Below are 17,900 nucleotides of genomic sequence, written 5' to 3' on the forward strand. Positions count from 1 at the left end.
TCCAGCCAGTCCTTGTCGCCGTAACCGCCGCCGATCAGGCCGAGACCCCGGCCGATGCACCGCCGCCGCCAACACCGCCGGAGCCGATCAGCAGGGCGTTGCCGCCGGCTCCGCCGGCACCGCCGCCGGTCCCGCCGGCCCCGCCGGACCCGCCACTGCCCCACAACCAGCCACCGGTGCCGCCGTGGCCTCCCGCTGCGCCGGCGCCCCCGGTCCCACCGACGCCGCCGACGCCGATGAGGCCGGCCGCCCCGCCGGCGCCGCCGGCCTGGCCGGCCGCACCCGAGCCGCCGTTGCCGCCGCGGCCCCACAAGATTCCGCCCGGACCGCCGTTCTGCCCGGTCCCCGCAGCGCCGTCGCTGCCGGGGCCGATCAGCGGGCGTCCCAACAGGGTGTTGGTCGGCGCATTGACGATCCCCAGCACGTCTTGCTCCAGGGTCTGCAACGGCGACGCGTTCGCGGCCTCCGCGGTCGCGTAGCTGCCGGCCGCGTTGCTCAATGCCTGCACGAACTGCGCGTGGAACGCCGCCGCCTGAGCACTGAGCGCCTGGTATTGCGCGCCGTGGCGGGCGAACAGAGAAGCGATCGCCGTCGACACCTCGTCATCGGCCGCAGCCAGCAGACCGGTGGTCGGGATGGCCGCTGCCGAGTTGGCGGAGCTCAACGATGAAGCGATGCCCGCCACGTTCTCCGCGGCGGTGGCCACTGCGTCCGGCACTGCAACCAAAAACGACATCCGACAACCTCCAGGTAGCCCGCCCCGAGAGGATGGTAGTTATCCTCGCCGGCTAAATTCGACACGTTTCTAATAATTCAAAGCTGTTTCCCAGCAGCGGCTAAACGGGGAAACATATTGTCGACCCGTTGGTGGCGCCCAGGCGAACCGGAGGTAACGAGCGTCGTGGCCCCGTTGCTCACGGCATGCAGCGGCTTCCTGCTCGCCGTCTTGTGGATGGATCTGATCTTCGACGTCCAGGTCGTCAAATACCGAAGCGCGCGTGAGGAATTGCCCGAGCCGGTGCTCGCCTCCATCGCGGCTTACTACCATCGCGCGACGACCGCGTCGCGACCGATGAGCCACCTCATCGCCCTCGTCATGCTGATCTTGTTGGCGGCGTTGGGGTTTCAGGCCGCTCGGGGTCACGACCCGGCATGGGTGCCGGCGATATCGGCGGCGCTCGCCGGGGTGCCGATGGTCCTTGCCCTGACGCACACGGTCCCGAGCGCCGTTCGGCTCGGGCATCGCGCGGACGAACGGGCCGAACAAAGCCGTCTGGCGCGAGCCATCTGCCGCGATCATCTGGTCTGCTTCGCGGGAATGCTGGCGTTCCTCTTCGTATGGATAGCGCGCGCGTCGAGCTGACACCCTGTAGTGCCGACGCGCTGGTGCGGGGCGGCTTTCCACGTCAACGAGTGCCGTACTAAACTAGAACACGTTTCAGTTCGGCGAGCGCCCCAGGAGTAGGCATGCACACCGCGATTTGCGACGAGCTTGGCATCGAGTTCCCGATCTTCGCCTTCACCCACTGCCGCGATGTCGTGGTCGCTGTCAGCAAGGCCGGTGGTTTCGGCGTGCTCGGCGCCGTGGGCTTCACGCCCGAGCAGCTGGAGATCGAGCTCAACTGGATCGACGAGAACATCGGCGACCACCCCTACGGCGTCGACATCGTGATCCCCAACAAGTACGAGGGCATGGACTCCCACCTGTCCGCGGAGGAGTTGGCCGACACGCTGCGCAAGATGGTCCCGCAGGAGCACTTGGACTTCGCCAAGAAAATCCTGGCGGACCACGGTGTACCCGTGGAGAACGCGGACGAGGACACCCTGCAGTTGCTGGGCTGGACGGAGGCGACCGCCACCCCGCAGGTCGAGATGGCGCTGAAGCACCCGAAGGTGCGGATGATCGCCAACGCGCTCGGCACTCCCCCGGCCGACATGATCAAGCACATCCACGAAACCGGTCGCAAGGTGGCCGCGCTGTGCGGTTCGCCCTCGCAGGCCCGCAAGCACGCCGACGCCGGGGTTGACATCATCATCGCGCAGGGCGGCGAGGCCGGCGGCCACTGCGGCGAGGTGGGCTCAATTGTCTTGTGGCCGCAGGTCGTCAAGGAGGTCGCGCCGGTGCCGGTGCTGGCGGCCGGCGGCATCGGCAGCGGTCAGCAGATCGCGGCGGCGCTGGCGCTGGGCGCCCAGGGAGCGTGGACCGGCTCCCAATGGCTGATGGTCGAGGAAGCCTCGAACACCCCGGTTCAGCAACAGGCGTACGCCAAGGCGAGCAGCCGTGACACCGTCCGGAGTCGGTCGTTCACCGGCAAGCCGGCCCGGATGCTGCGCAACGACTGGACCGAGGCGTGGGAGCAGCCGGACAACCCCAAGCCGCTCGGTATGCCGTTGCAGTACATGGTTTCCGGCATGGCGGTGCGCGCCACCAACCGTTACCCGAACGAAACCGTCGACGTCGCGTTCAACCCGGTCGGTCAGGTGGTCGGGCAATTCACCAAGGTGGAGAAGACGGCGACCGTCATCGAGCGGTGGGTGCAGGAGTACCTCGAAGCGACCAACCGGCTGGACGAACTGAACGAGGCCGCCACGGTCTGACGACTACTCGTCGACTTCGTCCACGTCCTCGCGCCCGGTGAAGATTTCCTTGGTGCGGTCCACCGCATAGGTGCCGATGTCGATCGAGTTCTGGACGATGCCGCTGGCACCGCCGGCGACGTCACCCCGGATGATGTCGCCGGCGTGTTCGACGATGTCCGAAGCCTTGTCCACGGCATTCGTCGCGATGTCCTTGACCGCGTCGACCGCATCCCTGGGATTGAAGCCCATCGGAGTCCCCTTTCGTTGCAACGCCTTTGACCCGACTCTAGACGTGGGGTCTGGATGTCAGTAGTTGACCAGGGTGCGCCAGTAGTCCTCGGGAATCTCGGCACCGGAGCGCAATACCCGCGCCAGTCCGATGGCCATCGCGATGCCGAGCAGGCCCAGCCACAGCCCGGCCAGCCCGATGACACCCCACAGCGCGGCGGTGACGGCCGGCCACGGCGACAGCACCGCAAGCACCGGCGCGAAGAAGAAGCCGGCCCCGATGTACCACGCCGAGCCGGCCCGATCGGACGCCAGGACGAAGCGCAGCCAGCGTGGGATCGGGGCGGCGGGCCGGGTGGCGCTCATCGACCGTCCCCTCACGAAGAGGGAGGGAAGAACCCCGCCCCGGTGAACCAGCCCTCTTGCCAGCCCTGGTCGCCCAGGCACAGCATGGGCAGCCCGCGATCCGACTGCGCGGCCGCCTGCGGGCCCGGGCACTTCGCGCCGGCCTGCTGTACGCCGTAGAGCGGATAGGAGATGACCCAGTAGCCGGTGGTGGCCGCGGGGAACTGGTTGGGCGGCGGGAAGTGGCAGGCCTCGGCCTGGCCGCTGGGCCCGCGCCCGAAGATGAAGCGCTCGTAGTTGTCGCACGGCGCGCCCAGGGAGGCCTGGTAATTCATGTTGGGCACGTCGCCGTTGTACTGCGGATCGGCTGCCGCACACGGCGCCACGCCGATCGTGATGCCCGCTACGGAAGCGGCGCTGAGCAGTTGCCGAATCATGTTCCACCCCGCTTGTCGCCTGTGACCTGCATCAAAGCATATCGATTGCGCCGCTGGCCACAAGGTGGTTTGCCGGGACGGTCAACGGCGCCGGTACGTACAGATCAGCACGCCGGTGCCCGTCGTCGTCGCCGACACCAGCTCCAGCGCGCGGGCCCGGCCGTCCCGGGCGCGCAGCTCGCGTATCGCGCCGATCGCGTCGTCGGGCGGCAGCAGCATCGAGCCGGGCCAGCTCAAGTCGTCCCGGCCGAGCGTGCGCGAAGCGACGTACTCGGGGATCTCGTTCATCCGGTCGGCGAACGGATCGCCTGCGAGCGTTGGCCAGACCGCGGCCATGCCGGCCCAGGTGCGGCGGCCGAACAGCAACGCCTCGGTGTCGGCCATCGTTTCAGCGACGGCCGGTCCCATGGTTTCCGGTTCGAAGTACGGTATGGACCAGCCCCCGTGGGCAATCCTGCGTCGGTGTCCTCACCCTGGCCGCCCGGGGCCTGGACGACGCCATCCAGGCTCATGAAGTCGCTCAGAACAATGCGCATGCCCATACGGACCGGATGGCTGCCCTGAAACTCATCGGCACTGAACACGTTGCAATTCGGGCCGTCTATCTTGCCGCGAACCTTCCCAACCGTGGTGCAGCAATGGTTTCCTTAGCACAAGGACGCCTAGACGAATTCGTATCGAGGAGTGCGCCATGTCAACCGCAGAGCCGACGGCCAAGCCCAATCTGCCGCCCGGATTCGATTTCACCGACCCGGACGTCCACGCCGAGCGGTTGCCGGTGGAAGAGCTGGCCGAGCTGCGTCGCACCGCGCCGATCTGGTGGAACGAGCAGCCGCTGGGGGCGGGCGGATTCGACGACGGCGGCTTCTGGGTGGTCACCAAGCACAAGGACGTCAAAGAAATTTCGCTGCGCAGCGACGTCTTCTCCAGCCTGCAGAAGACCGCGCTGCCGCGCTACAAGGACGGCACGGTCGGCGAGCAAGTCGAACGCGGCAAGTTCGTCCTGCTCAACATGGATGCCCCCCAGCACACCCGGTTGCGCAAGATCATCTCGCGCGCCTTCACTCCCCGCGCCATCGAGCGCCTCCGTGGTGACCTCGCCGAGCGCGCCCGGCGCATCGTCGAGGAAGCGGCCGCCCAGGGTCGCGGCGACTTCGTGGAGCAGGTCTCCTGCGAGCTGCCGCTGCAGGCGATCGCCGGCCTGATGGGTGTGCCACAGGAGGAGCGCAAGAAGCTCTTCCACTGGTCCAACGAGATGGTCGGCGACCAGGACCCCGAATTCGCCAACAACGACGCCATCACCGCCTCCGTCGAACTGATCATGTACGGCATGCAGATGGCCGCCGACCGGGCGAAGAACCCGGGGGAAGACCTCGTCACCAAGCTGGTCCAGGCCGACATCGACGGCCACAAGCTGTCCGATGACGAGTTCGGCTTCTTCGTCATCCTGCTGGCGGTGGCCGGCAACGAGACCACCCGTAACTCCATCACCCAGGGCATGATGGCCTTCACCGACTTTCCCGATCAGTGGGAGCTGTTCAAGAAGGAGCGTCCCGCCACCGCGGCCGACGAGATCGTCCGGTGGGCCACCCCGGTCACCTCGTTCCAGCGCACCGCGCTGGAGGACTACGAACTTTCCGGCGTGCAGATCAAGAAGGGGCAGCGGGTGGTGATGGTCTACCGCTCCGCCAATTTCGACGAGGAAGTGTTCGACGACCCGTTCACCTTCAACATCCTGCGGGACCCCAACCCGCACGTGGGATTCGGCGGCACGGGTGCGCATTACTGCATCGGGGCAAACCTGGCGCGGATGACGATCGACCTGATGTTCAACGCGATCGCCGACGGCATCCCCAACCTGGAGTCGATCGGAAAGCCCGAACGGCTGCGGTCGGGCTGGCTCAACGGGATCAAGCACTGGCAGGTCGACTACCACACCGCCGACGCGACGAAATGACCTGTCGCGCACTAGGCTAAGCGGATGCCGACACATCGAGCCGTCCAAATTCAGTCCGTGGGCGGGCCGCTGGAGCTTGCCGAAGCAGACACTCGGGCGCCGGGGCGCGACGAAGTGCGGATAGCCGTCACCGCCTGCGGCGTGTGCGGAACCGACCGCGCCTTCGTGCACGGCGGCTTCCCGAACATGTCGTGGCCGCTGACCCCGGGACACGAAATCGCCGGAACCGTCGCCGAACTCGGCGAGGGGGTCGACGATTTCGCGGTGGGCGATCGCGTCGCGGTCGGCTGGTTCGGCGGCTGCTGCTACCACTGCGACCCGTGCCGCAAGGGCATTTTCATCCACTGCGTCAACGGCAAGGTGCCGAGCTGGCACTACCCCGGCGGCTACGCGGAATCGGTGACCGTGCCGGCCAACGCGCTGGCCCGGATCCCGTCGGAGCTCACCGACGCGGAAGCCGCCCCCATGGGTTGCGCCGGCGTCACGACCTACAACGCGCTACGCCACACCAAGGCGTTGCCCGGTGACCGGGTGGCGATCCTCGGCGTCGGCGGGCTCGGCCACCTCGGCGTGCAGTTCGCCCGCGCGATGGGGTTCGAAACCATCGCGATCGCGCGCGGCACCGGTAAGGCCGAGGACGCAAAGAAATTGGGCGCCCATCACTACATCGACTCCACCGGCCGTGACGTCGCCGAGGCGCTGCAGGCACTGGGCGGGGCGACGGTCGTCCTGGGCACCGCCGGCAACTCCCAGGCCATGGCCGACACGGTCGGCGGGCTGGCGCCGCAAGGCGAGCTGGTGACCATCGGGGTGACCCCGGACCCGCTGCCCATCAGTCCCGTTCAGCTGATCACGCCGGGGCTCAGCATCGTGGGCCACCCCTCCGGCACGGCCAAGGACGTCGAGGACACCATGCATTTCGCGGTCCTGTCCGGTGTCCGGGCGTGGGTCGAGGAGTTGCCGCTGTCGCGGGCCGCCGAGGGCTACGCGGCGCTGGAGCAGGGCAGAGCGCACTACCGCACCGTTTTGACGATGTGACTACAGTCGGTCTGTGACCGACCTCTGGACCCTCACCCCGGCTGACGGTGAATTGTTGATCCGCACCGGCGTCACCGGCCGGGCGGCGCGGATGGGCCATCGGCTCACCGTCGCGATGACGCGCTGGGAGGCCACCGTGGCGTGGGCCGGCGCGGAGCCGGTTACCGCGGAACTGACGGTCGAGGTCGATTCGTTCGAGGTGCTGCGCGGCGAGGGTGGGGTCAAAGGCCTGTCCGGGCCGGAGAAGATGTTGGTGAAGTCGAACGCGCTGAAGTCGTTGGACGCCAACCGCTATCCCGAGATCCGCTTCGCGGCGGACGCCATCGACAGGACTGACGACGGCTATCGCCTGACCGGAAAGCTGCACGTCCACGGCACATCGCGAAAGCACGTCATCGAGATGCGCACAGAGGATCTCGGCGACGCGTGGCGAATGTCGGTCGAATCCACCGTTCGGCAAACTGATTACGGCGTCAAGCCCTACTCGCTGCTGATGGGTTCGGTGAAGGTGGCCGACGAGGTGTCGGTGTCCTTCACCGCGGTGCACCCCAAGGCCTGAGCGCTGCGCCGAGACATGAGCCGTTGCGATTCGCGCGCGGCGTTTCTTCTCGACTGGTTATGTGTCGCGGAGTGAAATGCCTTAAGGCTGGGGCGGCGCCGGATCACCGGCGTCGCCGGGGATGTGATCGAGCACCCGGGTCAAGTAGGGCTGGCGGGCGCTCGCGTCCGGCTGCGGATCGGCCGGCGCGTTCTCCTGCCGCCCCTGGCCGACCGACTCGGGGACGGGCTCGCCCGCGGGCGCCTTGGGCTGCGGCGCGAGCGGATTCGCCTCCGGGGGTGGCGCGACGGACGGCGCGACGGCCTCGGCGATCTGCGGGGGCGGCGCGTGTACGACGCGTTTCGCCGGCGCCGACTCGCTGGTCGGGGCGAGCTGAATGCCCAACGCCAGCGACAGCGAGGACACGAAAGTGATTGCGCCGGCGGCCAAGGCCGTCGCGGCGCCGGTGTAGGACAACCGCCGGGGCCGGGCCGCGGGGGCGGCGGAGGGCTCGCCGACGTGTGCCACGACCAGCTGTTCGTCGGTGAACTCGGTGCTGTCGGCCGCGGCCAGCGCCGCGCCCCGCGCGATGGTCACCTGGGCCATCGTCTGAGCGAAAACCGGTACGGGCAAAGCCTTTTCGAGCTGCCAGGAGAACCCGTTGATGTCGGCGTCCGCGCCGACGATCACCACTCCGCCGGGGCGCCAGCCACTCGGTCGGTCGAACATGCCGCCCAGCCACGACGTCAGCCCGTCGAAGCCGCCGCGCACGTGCTTGACGGCGGTTTGCGTCTCGCCGTCGTGGGTGTCGACCATGACGACCGTCGCGGACTCGTGCTCGACGATGCAGACGGCCGTCTGCTCGTAACCGATGACCGGCGCGATCGCGCGCGCGAGGGTCTCGACAGCCTCGAGCAACCGGACCGGCACGACGTTGTCCAGGCCGGCGTCGGTCAGCGCCTCGAGCACCAGTGCCGCCTGAGCGGACGCATCGTCGCTCCAGGTCAGCCCGATGACACGGACCCGACGCTCGCTCGCGGCTGCCGACTCGTCGACCCGCAGTACCTCGTCTGCCACCAGTTCGGCGGTGCCCAGGGCGCGCACCCCACGACCGGCCCGCAGAACCAATTCCCGGTGGTCGAGGATCGTGCCGTCTGCCCGGTGTCCCTCGGCGAGAACCCAACCGAGGGTCGTCGGCGTCAGCGATAGCCCCAGTACCGTGTCCAAACTTGCACCTCTCGGCCCGGACCTCCGTCGCCCTCACCCGCGTTTGCGCACCAAAAGCTCGCTGGCACGGCAGTTCGTGAGGGCCGGAACGGACCGGAATGTGTGGTCTCCATCGGCTTGCTTCGTCAGAGCCTACGCGTTCCGCGCAAGTTCGGCTGCCCCGGTATTGAATCCACGTTGAACGCGCAGGCCACGCGCCCGGAAGCGGCCCGGTGTGGCACCACGAGGGGCCGGCGCGAGGCCGTGCCCGCTCCCGCGCTTGCGTCGTCCACCCCGTTGGCCACAATGCGAAATTCGGTCGGAAACCGATATGAAAGCGAGACACCACCGCGTCCCAATCGACATTTCGCCGAATTACCCGGTAAATTCCAGCTGAGACCGCCATCACATAAGGACAAGGGGCTGGTATGACAGACGTGAGCGAGAAGATCCGGGCCTGGGGGCGCCGGCTTTTGGTCGGAGCAGCTGCGGCTGTCACCCTGCCGGGCCTGATCGGTCTTGCCGGCGGCGCGCCGACCGCGGGGGCGTTCTCGCGCCCGGGTTTGCCGGTCGAGTACCTACAGGTGCCGTCCGGGGCGATGGGCCGCAACATCAAGGTCCAGTTCCAAAGCGGCGGCAACGGCTCCCCGGCGGTGTACCTGCTGGACGGGCTGCGTGCGCAGGACGACTACAACGGCTGGGACATCAACACCCCGGCGTTCGAGTGGTACTACAAGTCGGGCCTCTCCATCATCATGCCGGTCGGCGGGCAGTCCAGCTTCTACGCCGACTGGTACGGTCCGGCGTGCGGTAAGGCCGGGTGCTCGACCTACAAGTGGGAGACCTTCCTCACCAGCGAGCTGCCGCAATGGCTGAACGCCAACCGCAGCGTCAAGCCCAACGGCAGTGCCGCGGTCGGCATCTCCATGTCCGGCTCGTCGGCGCTGATCCTGGCCGCCTACCACCCCGGACAGTTCGTCTACGCGGGCTCGCTGTCGGCCCTGATGGACCCGTCCTCGGGGATGGGGCCCAGCCTGATCGGTCTCGCCATGGGTGACGCCGGCGGCTACAAGCCGGACGCAATGTGGGGTCCGTCGAGCGACCCCGCCTGGCAGCGCAACGACCCGACGATTCAGATCCCCAAGCTGGTCGGCAACAACACCCGCCTGTGGATCTACTGCGGCAACGGCACGCCGTCGGAGCTGGGCGGGGCCAACATGCCCGCCGAGTTCCTGGAGAACTTCGTGCGCAGCAGCAACCTGAAGTTCCGCGACGCGTACAACGCGGCCGGCGGCCACAACGCCGTGTTCAACTTCGACGCCAACGGAACCCACAGCTGGGAGTACTGGGGAGCGCAGCTCAACGCCATGAAGCCCGACCTGCAGGGCAGCCTGGGCGCCACTCCCGGCGGCGGCGGATAACCACCCGCCCCAACCTGAGGTCGCTGCTGCGCCCGACGACCACGTCGGGCGCAGCAGCGCGTCAAGGGGCCCTGAGCCGGTCGGTGACGTCGGCCCACGCCGTGGAGTCGCTGCGGTGGTCGTTCATGTTCCGGCACTGGCCGTAGACGCGCAGGACGCCGAGGCTCGGCTCTTCGCTCTGCAGATAGACGATCATCGTGACCTCGTCCTTGGTGAGGGACTCGGCGAACGGATGATCGTTCGGCGGCAGGCCGTGGGCCCAACCGTGGTCGGCCAGTGTGGCCGCGATCTTCGGGAAGTAGGCGTCGGGCCGGGCGGCGGCGGGCAGCGCGAAGGTCAGATAGATCGCGCCCTGATACGGCGGGTCGTCCCGGTCTTTGCACGACATCAGCGTGTAGCCCGCCGACGCCGTCTGCAGTCCGGTCAGCGCCACGATCTGTTGGGCCGACTCGACCACCTGAGCCCGGGACTGGTCGTCGCTGACCGGCTGGGCGGGATGGTCCAGGACGTCGGAGGGGGTCGTGTGCAGCCGGTCCACCGCCAGGAAAGCTCCCCCGAGCAGTAGCGAGGCCGTCAGCGCGGCGCCGATCAGCGCGCGAACCTGCGCCGAACGCAACCATTCGACGCGTTTGTCCCCATCCTCACGGGGGCGGCGGTTCTCGGCGGCCGAGGACATCAGTGGCATCAGCGGCCAGGCTAACCCCGCACAACGGGGGCGTCGGGTCAGAATCATGGTCATGCGTTGCGCTGTCGGCCTGGTCGGCTGTGTGGTGGCGGCGATCCTGCTCGCGACGCCTGCGCGGGCCGATCCCACCGGCGCGCTGACCGAGCTGGTCGACACGGCCGCACAACGGCTACAGATCGCCGAGCCGGTGGCGGCGTTCAAGTGGAATACGCACGGCGCCATCGAGGACCCGGACCGCGTCCGGGAGGAGCGCGCGCAGGAGCGCGCCGAGGCCGAAGCCGCCCGCGTCGACCCCGAGTACGTCGCCCGGGTGTTCGGCGATCAGATCAACGCCACGGAGGCAATCGAATACAGCCGGTTCGCGGGATGAAAGCTGCATCCGGCCGGCGCGCCGACCGCCGCGCCGGACCTGTCGGCGTCGCGGTCGGCCATCGACGGCTTCAACCGGACGATGCTGGCCCAGATCGTGGCGCACCGGGACCTGTTGCGCTCGCCGGACTGCGGCCCGGAAATCGACGCCGCCAGGGGCCACGTGATACGCGCCCGAGGCCTGGATGACCTTTATCAACAAGCGCTTTCGCTGGCGACTCAGTCGTATTGCCAGGGCTGACTTATTTAATTCTCACCGTTTTCTAAAGCTGCAAATCCGCTGCTCACGGAGCCGATTTCGCTGCTAGAGGGCCTATCTCGCGACATTTTCGAATCGGTAACGCTTTGGACACGCCCCGCGAAATGCCTGGCATGAGAAAACTCTGCAAGCCTCTCGTCAAGTCCGCGATGGTCGGTGGGTTGGTTGCAGCGTCGCTGACTTCCTCCACCGGTGTGGCCAACGCCGTCCCCAACGCCGTCCCCACGACCCCCAACTGGGACGCGATCGCGCAATGCGAGTCCGGTGGCAACTGGCAGGCCAACACCGGCAACGGCGAATACGGTGGGCTGCAATTCAAGCCGGGTACCTGGACCCAGTACGGCGGTGTCGGTAACCCGGCGGCCGCGTCCAGGGAGCAACAGATCGCCGTGGCCAACCGGGTCTTCTCCCAGGACGGGCTGGAGCCGTGGCCGAAATGCGGCAGCGCCTCGGGCCTTCCCATCGCGTGGTATTCGCACCCCGCACAGGGCATCAAGCAGATCATCAACGGCCTGATTCAGGCGGCGGTGCCGCACTGATCGGTTCGGGCCGCGCTCTTTTGACCCGGCGCCAAGCTGTGTTTGGATCAGGCCATGGAAGGTTCGGCGACTGTTCACATGGCCGCGCCGGCGGACAAAATCTGGGATCTCATCGCGGACGTTCGCAACACCGGACGGTTCTCCCCCGAAGTCTTCGAGGCCGAGTGGGTGGGCGGCGCGACCGGCCCCGCGCTCGGCGCGAAATTTCGCGGGCACGTCCGGCGAAACGAGTTGGGACCGGTGTACTGGACGACGTGCGAGGTGACCGCGTGCGAGCCCGGCCGCGAATTCGGGTTCGCGGTGATGCTGGGCGACAGGCCGGTCAACAACTGGCACTACCGGTTGGCGCCCAGCGGCGGCGGCACCGACGTGACGGAGTCCTTCCGGCTCACCCGCGCCCTGGCTCGGCCTCTACTGGTTGTTGGGCGGATTCCTGCGCAGGCGACGCAACGTCCGTGACATGACCAAAACCCTGAACCGCATCAAAGACGTGGTCGAGGCGGGCTGACGCGTCGTGCAATCGGTCTTCATCACGGGCGCGGGCAGCGGCATGGGCCGCGAGGGTGCGAAGCTCTTCCACGCCAAGGGCTGGCGGGTCGGCGCGGTGGACCGCAACGAAGACGGCCTGGCGACGCTGGGCGCGGAGTTGGGTGAAGATCGGCTGTGGACGCGCGCGGTCGACGTGACGGACAAGGCCGCCCTGGACGGCGCCCTGGCCGACTTCTGCGCGGGCAACGCCGGTGGCGGGCTCGACATGATGTGGAACAACGCCGGCATCGGCGAATCGGGCTGGTTCGAGGACGTGCCCTACGACGCCGCGATGCGCGTGGTCGAGGTCAACTTCAAGGCGGTGCTCACGGGCGCCTACGCCTCGCTGCCCTACCTGAAGAAGAGGCCGGGCAGCCTGATGTTCTCGACGTCTTCGTCCTCGGGCACCTACGGCATGCCGCGCATCGCGGTCTACTCGTCGACCAAGCACGCGGTCAAGGGGCTGACCGAGGCGCTGAGCGTGGAGTGGCAGCGACACGGCGTGCGGGTCGCCGACGTGCTGCCGGGTCTGATCGACACGGCGATCCTCACCACCACCACGAACCACTCCGACGACGGCGGTGGGGCGGTGTCCGGCGAGGAACTTCGCGCGCGGGCACCCAAGAAGGGCATGATGCGCCTGATGCCGGCGAGCAGCGTTGCGGAGGCGGCGTGGCAGGCCTACCACGACCCGAAGCGATTGCACTGGTACGTGCCCAAAAGCATTCGGCTCATCGACCTGCTGAAGGGGCTGAGCCCGGAGTTCGTGCGGGGCCGCATCGCCAAGTCCCTGCCGGCGCTGATGCCCAAGCGGCAGTGAAGGAGATCGCCTGATGCAAAACCGTTGGCTCGCAGCTGTTTTCATCCTGATCGCCGCCGCCGGCGTCGCGGGATGCGGGCAGGCGCAGACGATGCCCCGCAAGGCGGCCCGTGTCACCATCGACGGCACCACCCGCACGGCGCGGCCGGCGGCGTGCAGCCAGATCCAGTCGTATCGCACCATCGACATCGGCGACGAGAACGGCCACGTCGAAGCGGTCGTCGTGCTCAGCGGCTACCGCGTCATCCCGCAGTGGGTCAAGATCCGCAACGTCGACGGGTTCACCGGCAGCTACTGGCTGGGCGGGGTGGGAGATGCGCACGCCGACGTCACCAACAGGGCCTACACCATCACCGGCAGCGCCTACGGAATCAGCAGCAGCAATCCCGACAAAACGGTGACCACGGACTTCAAGATCACGGCCGAGTGCTGAGCCCTCCGAGGGTTGCGGCCTAGGCTGGTCGAAGACCACGGTGAGGGAGGACCGGTGAAGGACAGATTGCACTGGTTTGCGATGCATGGCTTCGTGCGGGGTGTCGCCGCGATCGGTGTGCGGCGGGGCGACCCGCAGGCGCGGTTGATCGCCGACCCGACGGTGGCCAGGAATCCGGCGCCGTTCTACGAGCAGATGCGCGCCCTGGGCCCGCTGGTGAAGGGCCGCGTCAACTACCTCACGACCGACCACGCCCTGGCGCACGAGTTGCTGCGATGCGACGACTTCCGCGTGGTGAACATGGGCTCGAACCTGCCGGCGCCCCTGCGCTGGCTGGAACGCCGCACCAGCGACCGCCTGTTGCACCCGTTGCGGGCGCCGTCGCTGCTGGCGGTCGAACCGCCGGACCACACCCGATATCGCAAGACGGTGTCGGCCGTGTTCACGCCCAGGGCGGTCGCGGCGCTGCGTGACGGCGTCGAGCAGACCGCGACGAAACTCCTGGACCAGCTGGAGGGCGGATCCGGCGTCGTCGACGTCGTCGGACGGTACTGCTCGCAGCTTCCGGTGGCGATCATCAGCGACATCCTGGGCGTGCCCGAACGGGACCGCTCGCGCGTGCTGGAGTTCGGCGAGCTCGCCGCGCCGAGTTTGGACATCGGATTGCCGTGGTGGCAGTACCAAACGGTGCAGAAGGGCATCGCCGGGTTCAACGCCTGGCTCGCCAACCACCTCGATGCGTTGCGGCGTGCGCCGGGCGACGACCTGATGAGCCAGTTGATCCGGACGGCCGAAAGGGGTTCTCCCGAAACGCGTCTCGACCGGGCCGAACTGCAGGGGATCGCCGGCCTGGTGTTGGCCGCCGGGTTCGAGACCACGGTGAACCTGCTGGGCAACGGGATCCGGATGCTGCTGGACGCGCCCGAGCATCTCGACACCCTGCGCCGACGTCCCGAACTGTGGCCCAACGCCGTTGAGGAGATCCTGCGGCTCGAGTCGCCGGTGCAGCTCACCGCTCGCGTCGCGCTCCGGGATGTCGAGGTGGCGGGCATGCGGGTCGCGGGCGGCGATCTGGTGGTGATCTACCTGGCCGCGGCCAACCGGGATCCGTCGGTCTTTCCCGACCCGCACCGCTTCGACATCGAAAGGTCAAACGCGGGAAGGCATCTCGCGTTCTCCGGCGGCCGTCACTTCTGCCTCGGGGCCGCGCTGGCGCGCGCGGAGGGAGAAGTCGGGCTGCGAACGTTCTTCGACCGTTTTCCGCAGGCGCGGGTGGCCGGCAGCGGAAGCAGGCGCGAGACCCGGGTGCTGCGGGGTTGGTCGACGCTGCCGGTGACCCTGGGGCCGGCGCGGTCGATGGCTCGGGTCGAGGCTTAGCGGCGACCGCAAGCGCGGCGCAGCCGGGCGCGGCGGGTTGCCACCGTTGACGCTCAGCGGCGGCGGCGCCGTCGCCTGGTGGGCCAGGTTCGGTTGCCGGAACAGGCCGCAATCAGCGCGGCGGGGCTCGCGGTCACCCCGACGAGGGCCAGCCTTCGGATGGCCTCGCGCCGGGTCAGCAGGCGGTCGACCTGATGGTCCCCGGCCTCCTCGGGGGTATCGCGCTGCACGGTCACGTCGCCAAGTATGCGGCAAAGTCGTGGTCAGCACCGTGATTTCCGACCGCATGGTCGACGCCTAGGGATCCTCGCGAAAGGAACTGCGTCGCCACCGCAGCGTGCCCGACGCGACGATGATCACGGCGGGCAACGTACCGGCCCCGAAAATCGCGAATTGCCAGGCCCACCCGATCGCTTTGCTGCGAAACTCTTCGTCGTGGTAAACCTCCTCGCGCGCGGGCGTTAGGGCGACGCAGCCGCGGGTCTTGGCCCACCACTCGTCGCGCACCAACTGGTACCCGTGGGCGTCGACCCAGCCGCTGCAGTCCCGGCTGGTCTCCCAGTAGCCGAAGGCGAGCGCTCCGCAACCGCCGGCCACGACGCCGAGGAGTGCAACGGCGATCAGAACCCGGACGCGCGGGCTCACCATTGCCCGGCCAGGTAGCGGCCGAGCCAATCCAGCAACCGCCGCCACGCGTCGGCCGACGCGGTGGCGTTGTAGCGCGGGCCGGTGTCGTTGAAGAACGCGTGGTCGGCGCCCGGCTCGACCACGATCTCGTTGACCAGCCCGGCGCGGTCGAGGGCCGCCTTGGCGGCAGGTTGCGAACTTGTGACCCGGGAGTCCTGCGCGGCATAGATCGCCAGCACCGCGGCCTTGGATCCGGTGAAGTCCGGGTTGGCCGGCAACGGACCGTAGAACGGCACCGCGGCCGAGACGCCCGGCGCGCCGGAGGCCAGCAGTTGCCACACCAGTCCCCCGCCGAAGCAAAAGCCGACCACCGCGACCTTCTGCCCCGGCGCGCGCAGCTTCAGTTGCGCGACGCCGGAATTCAGGTCATGGGTGAACCGTTCCGGCGGGATCTTGCCCAATGCGGCGGTCGCCTGCGCCGGGTCGGCGAAGGTGGCCGTCCCGCCTTCCTCGGACAACAGGTCGATCGCCAGCGCGGAGTGGCCCGCCCCGGCCAGCCGGCCCGCCACCGACAGCACCCAATCGGTCAATCCCCTGTTCTCGTGAACGACGAGCACGCATCCCTTCGAATCGGGCGCCTGGGCCCAGGCGCCCTGCAGCGGGCCCTGTGGCCCGGCCCAGGTAATCGGCGCGGTCGGCAGCGCATTGGCCGCGCCGGGCGGTTGCGTTGCGCCAGTTGGACTTTCGACGACGGTCGGTTTGGCGTGCTCGGCCGCCCCGTCCGGCTTGGAGCAGGCCACGATGAGCTCGCCGGCGGCCGCGGCGCCGACCCCGAGCAGGGCGAGCCGTCGCACCGCTTCGCGCCGGGTGAGCAGTCCGTCGACGTGGTCGGTCGCGATTTCTTCGGCGAGGTAGCGGTTCAGCGCGGTCACCCTCAGCAGTATCCGCCGCCGAGCTGTGGTTGACACGCGTTGAGCAACCGGGTTTATTTGCCGCTATGACTGAAGTCTCTGCGGTTTCCCCGGTCGCTGTCGAGGACGTCGTCGTCGGGATGTGGCAAGCGCTTTCGCGGCGGGACTGGGATGCGGTCAAGACGTTCTTGGCCGACGACTGCCTCTACGTCGACATGCCGGTCCCCGCATTGTCGGCGCGCGGTCCCGAAGACATCGTGAAGCGGCTCAAGATGGGCCTCGAGCCGCTGGCGGCCTACGAGAACCACGACGGCGTGCTGGTGTCCAACGGCTCGGACGTCATCTACGAGCACTCGGAGACTTGGACTTTCGCGTCTGGTGAGCAGGGCGTGCTGAGATTCGTCACGGTGCACAAGGTCGTCGAACGAGACGGGGAGCCGAAAATCGCCGTCTGGAAAGACTATTGGGACATGCAAAGCCTCGTCAGCTTCGCGCCGCCGAACCACTTCGAGGCTCTTGCGACGGCCGACACCAGCTGGGTGTTTGACGCGTCCGAGTTGGTCTGACGGATCCCTGCGGCGCCGCCGAGCCGATCAGAGGCGCTCCATCAGGCGGGACATCAGCTCCGCCTCCAGATAGCCGGCCTCGTGGAGCGGGTACAGCCGCGGCGGCTCGGACGGCCCGAAGTGGATATGCGCGATCGCCGTCATGAACGATCCGCCCGGCCACGGGTGATGCGCAGCCGCGGACTGGGCCGGCTCAGCACGGGGCGTTGCTTGATCGCGCAGTGAGTGAAATTTGGGCAGCAGGTGCAACATGGCGGATGCCTTCAGATCTGTGGTGGCTCCTACCGGAAGTCACGGCTATTAGACACATGTTAGACAAGCCTCGGTGGGTCGGCAACGCCGGTCAAAAGCCCTGGCCGTCGTCGGCCAGGTAGGTGACTTCGTACCACCGCCTGGGTGATCGGGCGCCCGCGTCGTACCCGTCGGTCGCGGTTGCCCGCTCCAGGCGAACATCCGTCAGGTTCGGGTTCTCCAGGCGGATGTAGTCCTCGAGTTCGGCGAGCAGTGCGTCGCCGGTGAGGGCTACCTCCGCGAGCGCTTTTCCCCGGTGCCTCGTCCAACTCACGCCATACATCTTGCTCCGGCCCGTGGGGTCAACCGATACAGTGTTGCCGTTGCCGTGCAGGACGGTCGATGGCCACCGGGCCGGCGGGAAGTTGCGGCGCTTCGTGCCGCTTTGACGCCGCGGACGGCTGCTACTCGGCGAGCCAGTCCCTGGGCGCCTGCGGCTGCTCGGCGGCCTGCTCCCTGGCGCAGCAGAGCATCCGTTCGCTCAGGTGGATGAGCGGGTCCTCATGCCCCCCCGGCATGGTGTAGGCCAACCGGCGCAGCTCGACGGCGAACTCGTACAAATTCCGGCTCAGTGACGCAACGGTCATGAGGCGACTACTACAAATAACGTTCCACGGGACAAAATGTCCAAAATCTCCCCGGTTCGTGACGGTCGTGCTTCATGACGTGGCCCGATTCGTCCGATACGAGCGTAAATGCTGGTACTGCGTACTCACAATAGGAATTGTGAAAACACTCGTTGCAA

General features: G+C 68.0%; 23 protein-coding genes and 3 pseudogenes. 13 read left to right on the forward strand and 13 right to left on the reverse strand.

Annotated elements, in window-relative coordinates:
* Positions 1-43 precede the first annotated feature (43 nt).
* Positions 44-736, reverse strand: a pseudogene (locus A5696_RS09030) (PE family protein); the annotation flags it as partial.
* 165 nt (positions 737-901) lie between these two features.
* Here A5696_RS09030 and A5696_RS09035 point away from each other — a divergent pair.
* A complete protein-coding gene (locus A5696_RS09035; protein ID WP_067876674.1) occupies positions 902-1,363 on the forward strand; it encodes a hypothetical protein in 462 nt (153 codons plus the stop codon).
* Between the two features lie 104 nt (positions 1,364-1,467).
* On the forward strand, positions 1,468-2,598 hold the full coding sequence (locus A5696_RS09040; protein WP_067876677.1) for a nitronate monooxygenase: 1,131 nt from the start codon (positions 1,468-1,470) through the stop codon (positions 2,596-2,598).
* A gap of 3 nt (positions 2,599-2,601) precedes the next feature.
* Here A5696_RS09040 and A5696_RS09045 read toward each other — a convergent pair whose 3' ends face one another.
* The 4 genes from A5696_RS09045 to A5696_RS09060 form a co-directional block, all read right to left on the reverse strand.
* Positions 2,602-2,829 carry a hypothetical protein gene (locus A5696_RS09045; protein WP_067876680.1) on the reverse strand — a complete coding sequence of 76 codons (228 nt, stop codon included), beginning with the start codon at positions 2,827-2,829 and terminating at the stop codon, positions 2,602-2,604.
* 57 nt (positions 2,830-2,886) lie between these two features.
* Positions 2,887-3,174, reverse strand: coding sequence for a hypothetical protein (locus tag A5696_RS09050; RefSeq protein WP_067876683.1), 288 nt, complete (start codon positions 3,172-3,174; stop codon positions 2,887-2,889).
* An 11-nt stretch (positions 3,175-3,185) separates the two neighbouring features.
* Entirely contained in the window at positions 3,186-3,590 is a 405-nt protein-coding gene (locus tag A5696_RS09055; protein ID WP_067876688.1) for a hypothetical protein, read from the reverse strand.
* Between the two features lie 81 nt (positions 3,591-3,671).
* Positions 3,672-3,974: a hypothetical protein gene (locus A5696_RS09060; RefSeq protein ID WP_197516927.1), complete on the reverse strand. Its 303-nt coding sequence runs from the start codon at positions 3,972-3,974 to the stop codon at positions 3,672-3,674.
* Between the two features lie 307 nt (positions 3,975-4,281).
* Between A5696_RS09060 and A5696_RS09065 the strand changes: the two genes are divergently transcribed.
* The 3 genes from A5696_RS09065 to A5696_RS09075 are packed head-to-tail and all read left to right on the forward strand — an operon-like array spanning position 4,282 to position 7,144.
* A complete protein-coding gene (locus A5696_RS09065) occupies positions 4,282-5,547 on the forward strand; it encodes a cytochrome P450 (protein WP_067876691.1) in 1,266 nt (421 codons plus the stop codon).
* Between the two features lie 24 nt (positions 5,548-5,571).
* Positions 5,572-6,585 (forward strand): alcohol dehydrogenase, encoded by a 1,014-nt coding sequence (locus A5696_RS09070; RefSeq protein ID WP_067876694.1) that lies wholly within the window; start codon positions 5,572-5,574, stop codon positions 6,583-6,585.
* Between the two features lie 13 nt (positions 6,586-6,598).
* Positions 6,599-7,144 carry a YceI family protein gene (locus A5696_RS09075; RefSeq protein ID WP_067876697.1) on the forward strand — a complete coding sequence of 182 codons (546 nt, stop codon included), beginning with the start codon at positions 6,599-6,601 and terminating at the stop codon, positions 7,142-7,144.
* Positions 7,145-7,225: 81 nt separating this feature from the next.
* On the opposite strand, the gene A5696_RS09080 is transcribed toward A5696_RS09075, so the two are convergent.
* Entirely contained in the window at positions 7,226-8,350 is a 1,125-nt protein-coding gene (locus A5696_RS09080) for a hypothetical protein (RefSeq protein WP_067876701.1), read from the reverse strand.
* Between the two features lie 407 nt (positions 8,351-8,757).
* Here A5696_RS09080 and ag85B point away from each other — a divergent pair, with 407 nt between their 5' ends.
* Positions 8,758-9,750 (forward strand): diacylglycerol acyltransferase/mycolyltransferase Ag85B, encoded by a 993-nt coding sequence (gene ag85B, locus A5696_RS09085; protein WP_067876703.1) that lies wholly within the window; start codon positions 8,758-8,760, stop codon positions 9,748-9,750.
* 61 nt (positions 9,751-9,811) lie between these two features.
* On the opposite strand, the gene A5696_RS09090 is transcribed toward ag85B, so the two are convergent.
* Positions 9,812-10,435 (reverse strand): hypothetical protein, encoded by a 624-nt coding sequence (locus A5696_RS09090; RefSeq protein WP_231964270.1) that lies wholly within the window; start codon positions 10,433-10,435, stop codon positions 9,812-9,814.
* 46 nt (positions 10,436-10,481) lie between these two features.
* Between A5696_RS09090 and A5696_RS09095 the strand changes: the two are divergent.
* From A5696_RS09095 to A5696_RS09120, 6 genes and pseudogenes are all read left to right on the forward strand, one after another.
* A pseudogene (locus tag A5696_RS09095) lies at positions 10,482-11,045 on the forward strand (chorismate mutase).
* A 131-nt stretch (positions 11,046-11,176) separates the two neighbouring features.
* Positions 11,177-11,602 (forward strand): resuscitation-promoting factor RpfC, encoded by a 426-nt coding sequence (gene rpfC, locus A5696_RS09100; RefSeq protein ID WP_067876705.1) that lies wholly within the window; start codon positions 11,177-11,179, stop codon positions 11,600-11,602.
* Between the two features lie 36 nt (positions 11,603-11,638).
* A pseudogene (locus A5696_RS09105) lies at positions 11,639-12,110 on the forward strand (SRPBCC family protein).
* A gap of 6 nt (positions 12,111-12,116) precedes the next feature.
* Positions 12,117-12,950, forward strand: coding sequence for an SDR family oxidoreductase (locus A5696_RS09110; protein WP_067876708.1), 834 nt, complete (start codon positions 12,117-12,119; stop codon positions 12,948-12,950).
* Between the two features lie 13 nt (positions 12,951-12,963).
* Positions 12,964-13,383, forward strand: coding sequence for a lipoprotein LpqH (locus tag A5696_RS09115; RefSeq protein WP_067876711.1), 420 nt, complete (start codon positions 12,964-12,966; stop codon positions 13,381-13,383).
* A gap of 54 nt (positions 13,384-13,437) precedes the next feature.
* Positions 13,438-14,760 (forward strand): cytochrome P450, encoded by a 1,323-nt coding sequence (locus tag A5696_RS09120; protein WP_067876714.1) that lies wholly within the window; start codon positions 13,438-13,440, stop codon positions 14,758-14,760.
* Between the two features lie 53 nt (positions 14,761-14,813).
* Here A5696_RS09120 and A5696_RS09125 read toward each other — a convergent pair whose 3' ends face one another.
* From A5696_RS09125 to A5696_RS09135, 3 genes are all read right to left on the reverse strand, one after another.
* Entirely contained in the window at positions 14,814-14,996 is a 183-nt protein-coding gene (locus A5696_RS09125) for a hypothetical protein (RefSeq protein WP_067876717.1), read from the reverse strand.
* A gap of 61 nt (positions 14,997-15,057) precedes the next feature.
* Positions 15,058-15,405: a hypothetical protein gene (locus A5696_RS09130; protein ID WP_197516928.1), complete on the reverse strand. Its 348-nt coding sequence runs from the start codon at positions 15,403-15,405 to the stop codon at positions 15,058-15,060.
* Complete coding sequence (locus tag A5696_RS09135; RefSeq protein ID WP_067876721.1) at positions 15,402-16,319, reverse strand: dienelactone hydrolase family protein; 918 nt, start codon at positions 16,317-16,319, stop codon at positions 15,402-15,404. Before A5696_RS09135 ends, A5696_RS09130 begins: the two co-directional genes overlap by 4 nt.
* A gap of 65 nt (positions 16,320-16,384) precedes the next feature.
* On the opposite strand from A5696_RS09135, the gene A5696_RS09140 reads away from it, so the two are divergent.
* On the forward strand, positions 16,385-16,864 hold the full coding sequence (locus A5696_RS09140) for a nuclear transport factor 2 family protein (protein WP_067876724.1): 480 nt from the start codon (positions 16,385-16,387) through the stop codon (positions 16,862-16,864).
* Positions 16,865-16,891: 27 nt separating this feature from the next.
* Here A5696_RS09140 and A5696_RS27620 read toward each other — a convergent pair whose 3' ends face one another.
* From A5696_RS27620 to A5696_RS09150, 3 genes are all read right to left on the reverse strand, one after another.
* The gene (locus tag A5696_RS27620) at positions 16,892-17,116 is read right to left on the reverse strand and encodes a hypothetical protein (RefSeq protein ID WP_156738309.1); all 225 of its coding nucleotides are present in this window, start codon (positions 17,114-17,116) and stop codon (positions 16,892-16,894) included.
* 91 nt (positions 17,117-17,207) lie between these two features.
* The gene (locus tag A5696_RS09145) at positions 17,208-17,429 is read right to left on the reverse strand and encodes a hypothetical protein (RefSeq protein ID WP_067876851.1); all 222 of its coding nucleotides are present in this window, start codon (positions 17,427-17,429) and stop codon (positions 17,208-17,210) included.
* 130 nt (positions 17,430-17,559) lie between these two features.
* The gene (locus A5696_RS09150) at positions 17,560-17,742 is read right to left on the reverse strand and encodes a hypothetical protein (protein WP_067876725.1); all 183 of its coding nucleotides are present in this window, start codon (positions 17,740-17,742) and stop codon (positions 17,560-17,562) included.
* Positions 17,743-17,900 lie beyond the last annotated feature (158 nt).

Source organism: Mycobacterium sp. E2699, from assembly GCF_001666745.1.
GTDB lineage: Bacteria > Actinomycetota > Actinomycetes > Mycobacteriales > Mycobacteriaceae > Mycobacterium.

Coding starts and splice junctions, on each gene's coding strand:
- A5696_RS09040 (WP_067876677.1), top strand. CDS start 1,468: ATGCACACCGCGATTTGCGACGAGCTTGGCATCGAGTTCCCGATCTTC.
- A5696_RS09045 (WP_067876680.1), bottom strand. CDS start 2,829: ATGGGCTTCAATCCCAGGGATGCGGTCGACGCGGTCAAGGACATCGCG.
- A5696_RS09050 (WP_067876683.1), bottom strand. CDS start 3,174: ATGAGCGCCACCCGGCCCGCCGCCCCGATCCCACGCTGGCTGCGCTTC.
- A5696_RS09055 (WP_067876688.1), bottom strand. CDS start 3,590: ATGATTCGGCAACTGCTCAGCGCCGCTTCCGTAGCGGGCATCACGATC.
- A5696_RS09060 (WP_197516927.1), bottom strand. CDS start 3,974: ATGGCCGACACCGAGGCGTTGCTGTTCGGCCGCCGCACCTGGGCCGGC.
- A5696_RS09065 (WP_067876691.1), top strand. CDS start 4,282: ATGTCAACCGCAGAGCCGACGGCCAAGCCCAATCTGCCGCCCGGATTC.
- A5696_RS09070 (WP_067876694.1), top strand. CDS start 5,572: ATGCCGACACATCGAGCCGTCCAAATTCAGTCCGTGGGCGGGCCGCTG.
- ag85B (WP_067876703.1), top strand. CDS start 8,758: ATGACAGACGTGAGCGAGAAGATCCGGGCCTGGGGGCGCCGGCTTTTG.
- A5696_RS09090 (WP_231964270.1), bottom strand. CDS start 10,435: ATGCCACTGATGTCCTCGGCCGCCGAGAACCGCCGCCCCCGTGAGGAT.
- rpfC (WP_067876705.1), top strand. CDS start 11,177: ATGAGAAAACTCTGCAAGCCTCTCGTCAAGTCCGCGATGGTCGGTGGG.
- A5696_RS09115 (WP_067876711.1), top strand. CDS start 12,964: ATGCAAAACCGTTGGCTCGCAGCTGTTTTCATCCTGATCGCCGCCGCC.
- A5696_RS09140 (WP_067876724.1), top strand. CDS start 16,385: ATGACTGAAGTCTCTGCGGTTTCCCCGGTCGCTGTCGAGGACGTCGTC.
- A5696_RS27620 (WP_156738309.1), bottom strand. CDS start 17,116: ATGTTGCACCTGCTGCCCAAATTTCACTCACTGCGCGATCAAGCAACG.
- A5696_RS09150 (WP_067876725.1), bottom strand. CDS start 17,742: ATGACCGTTGCGTCACTGAGCCGGAATTTGTACGAGTTCGCCGTCGAG.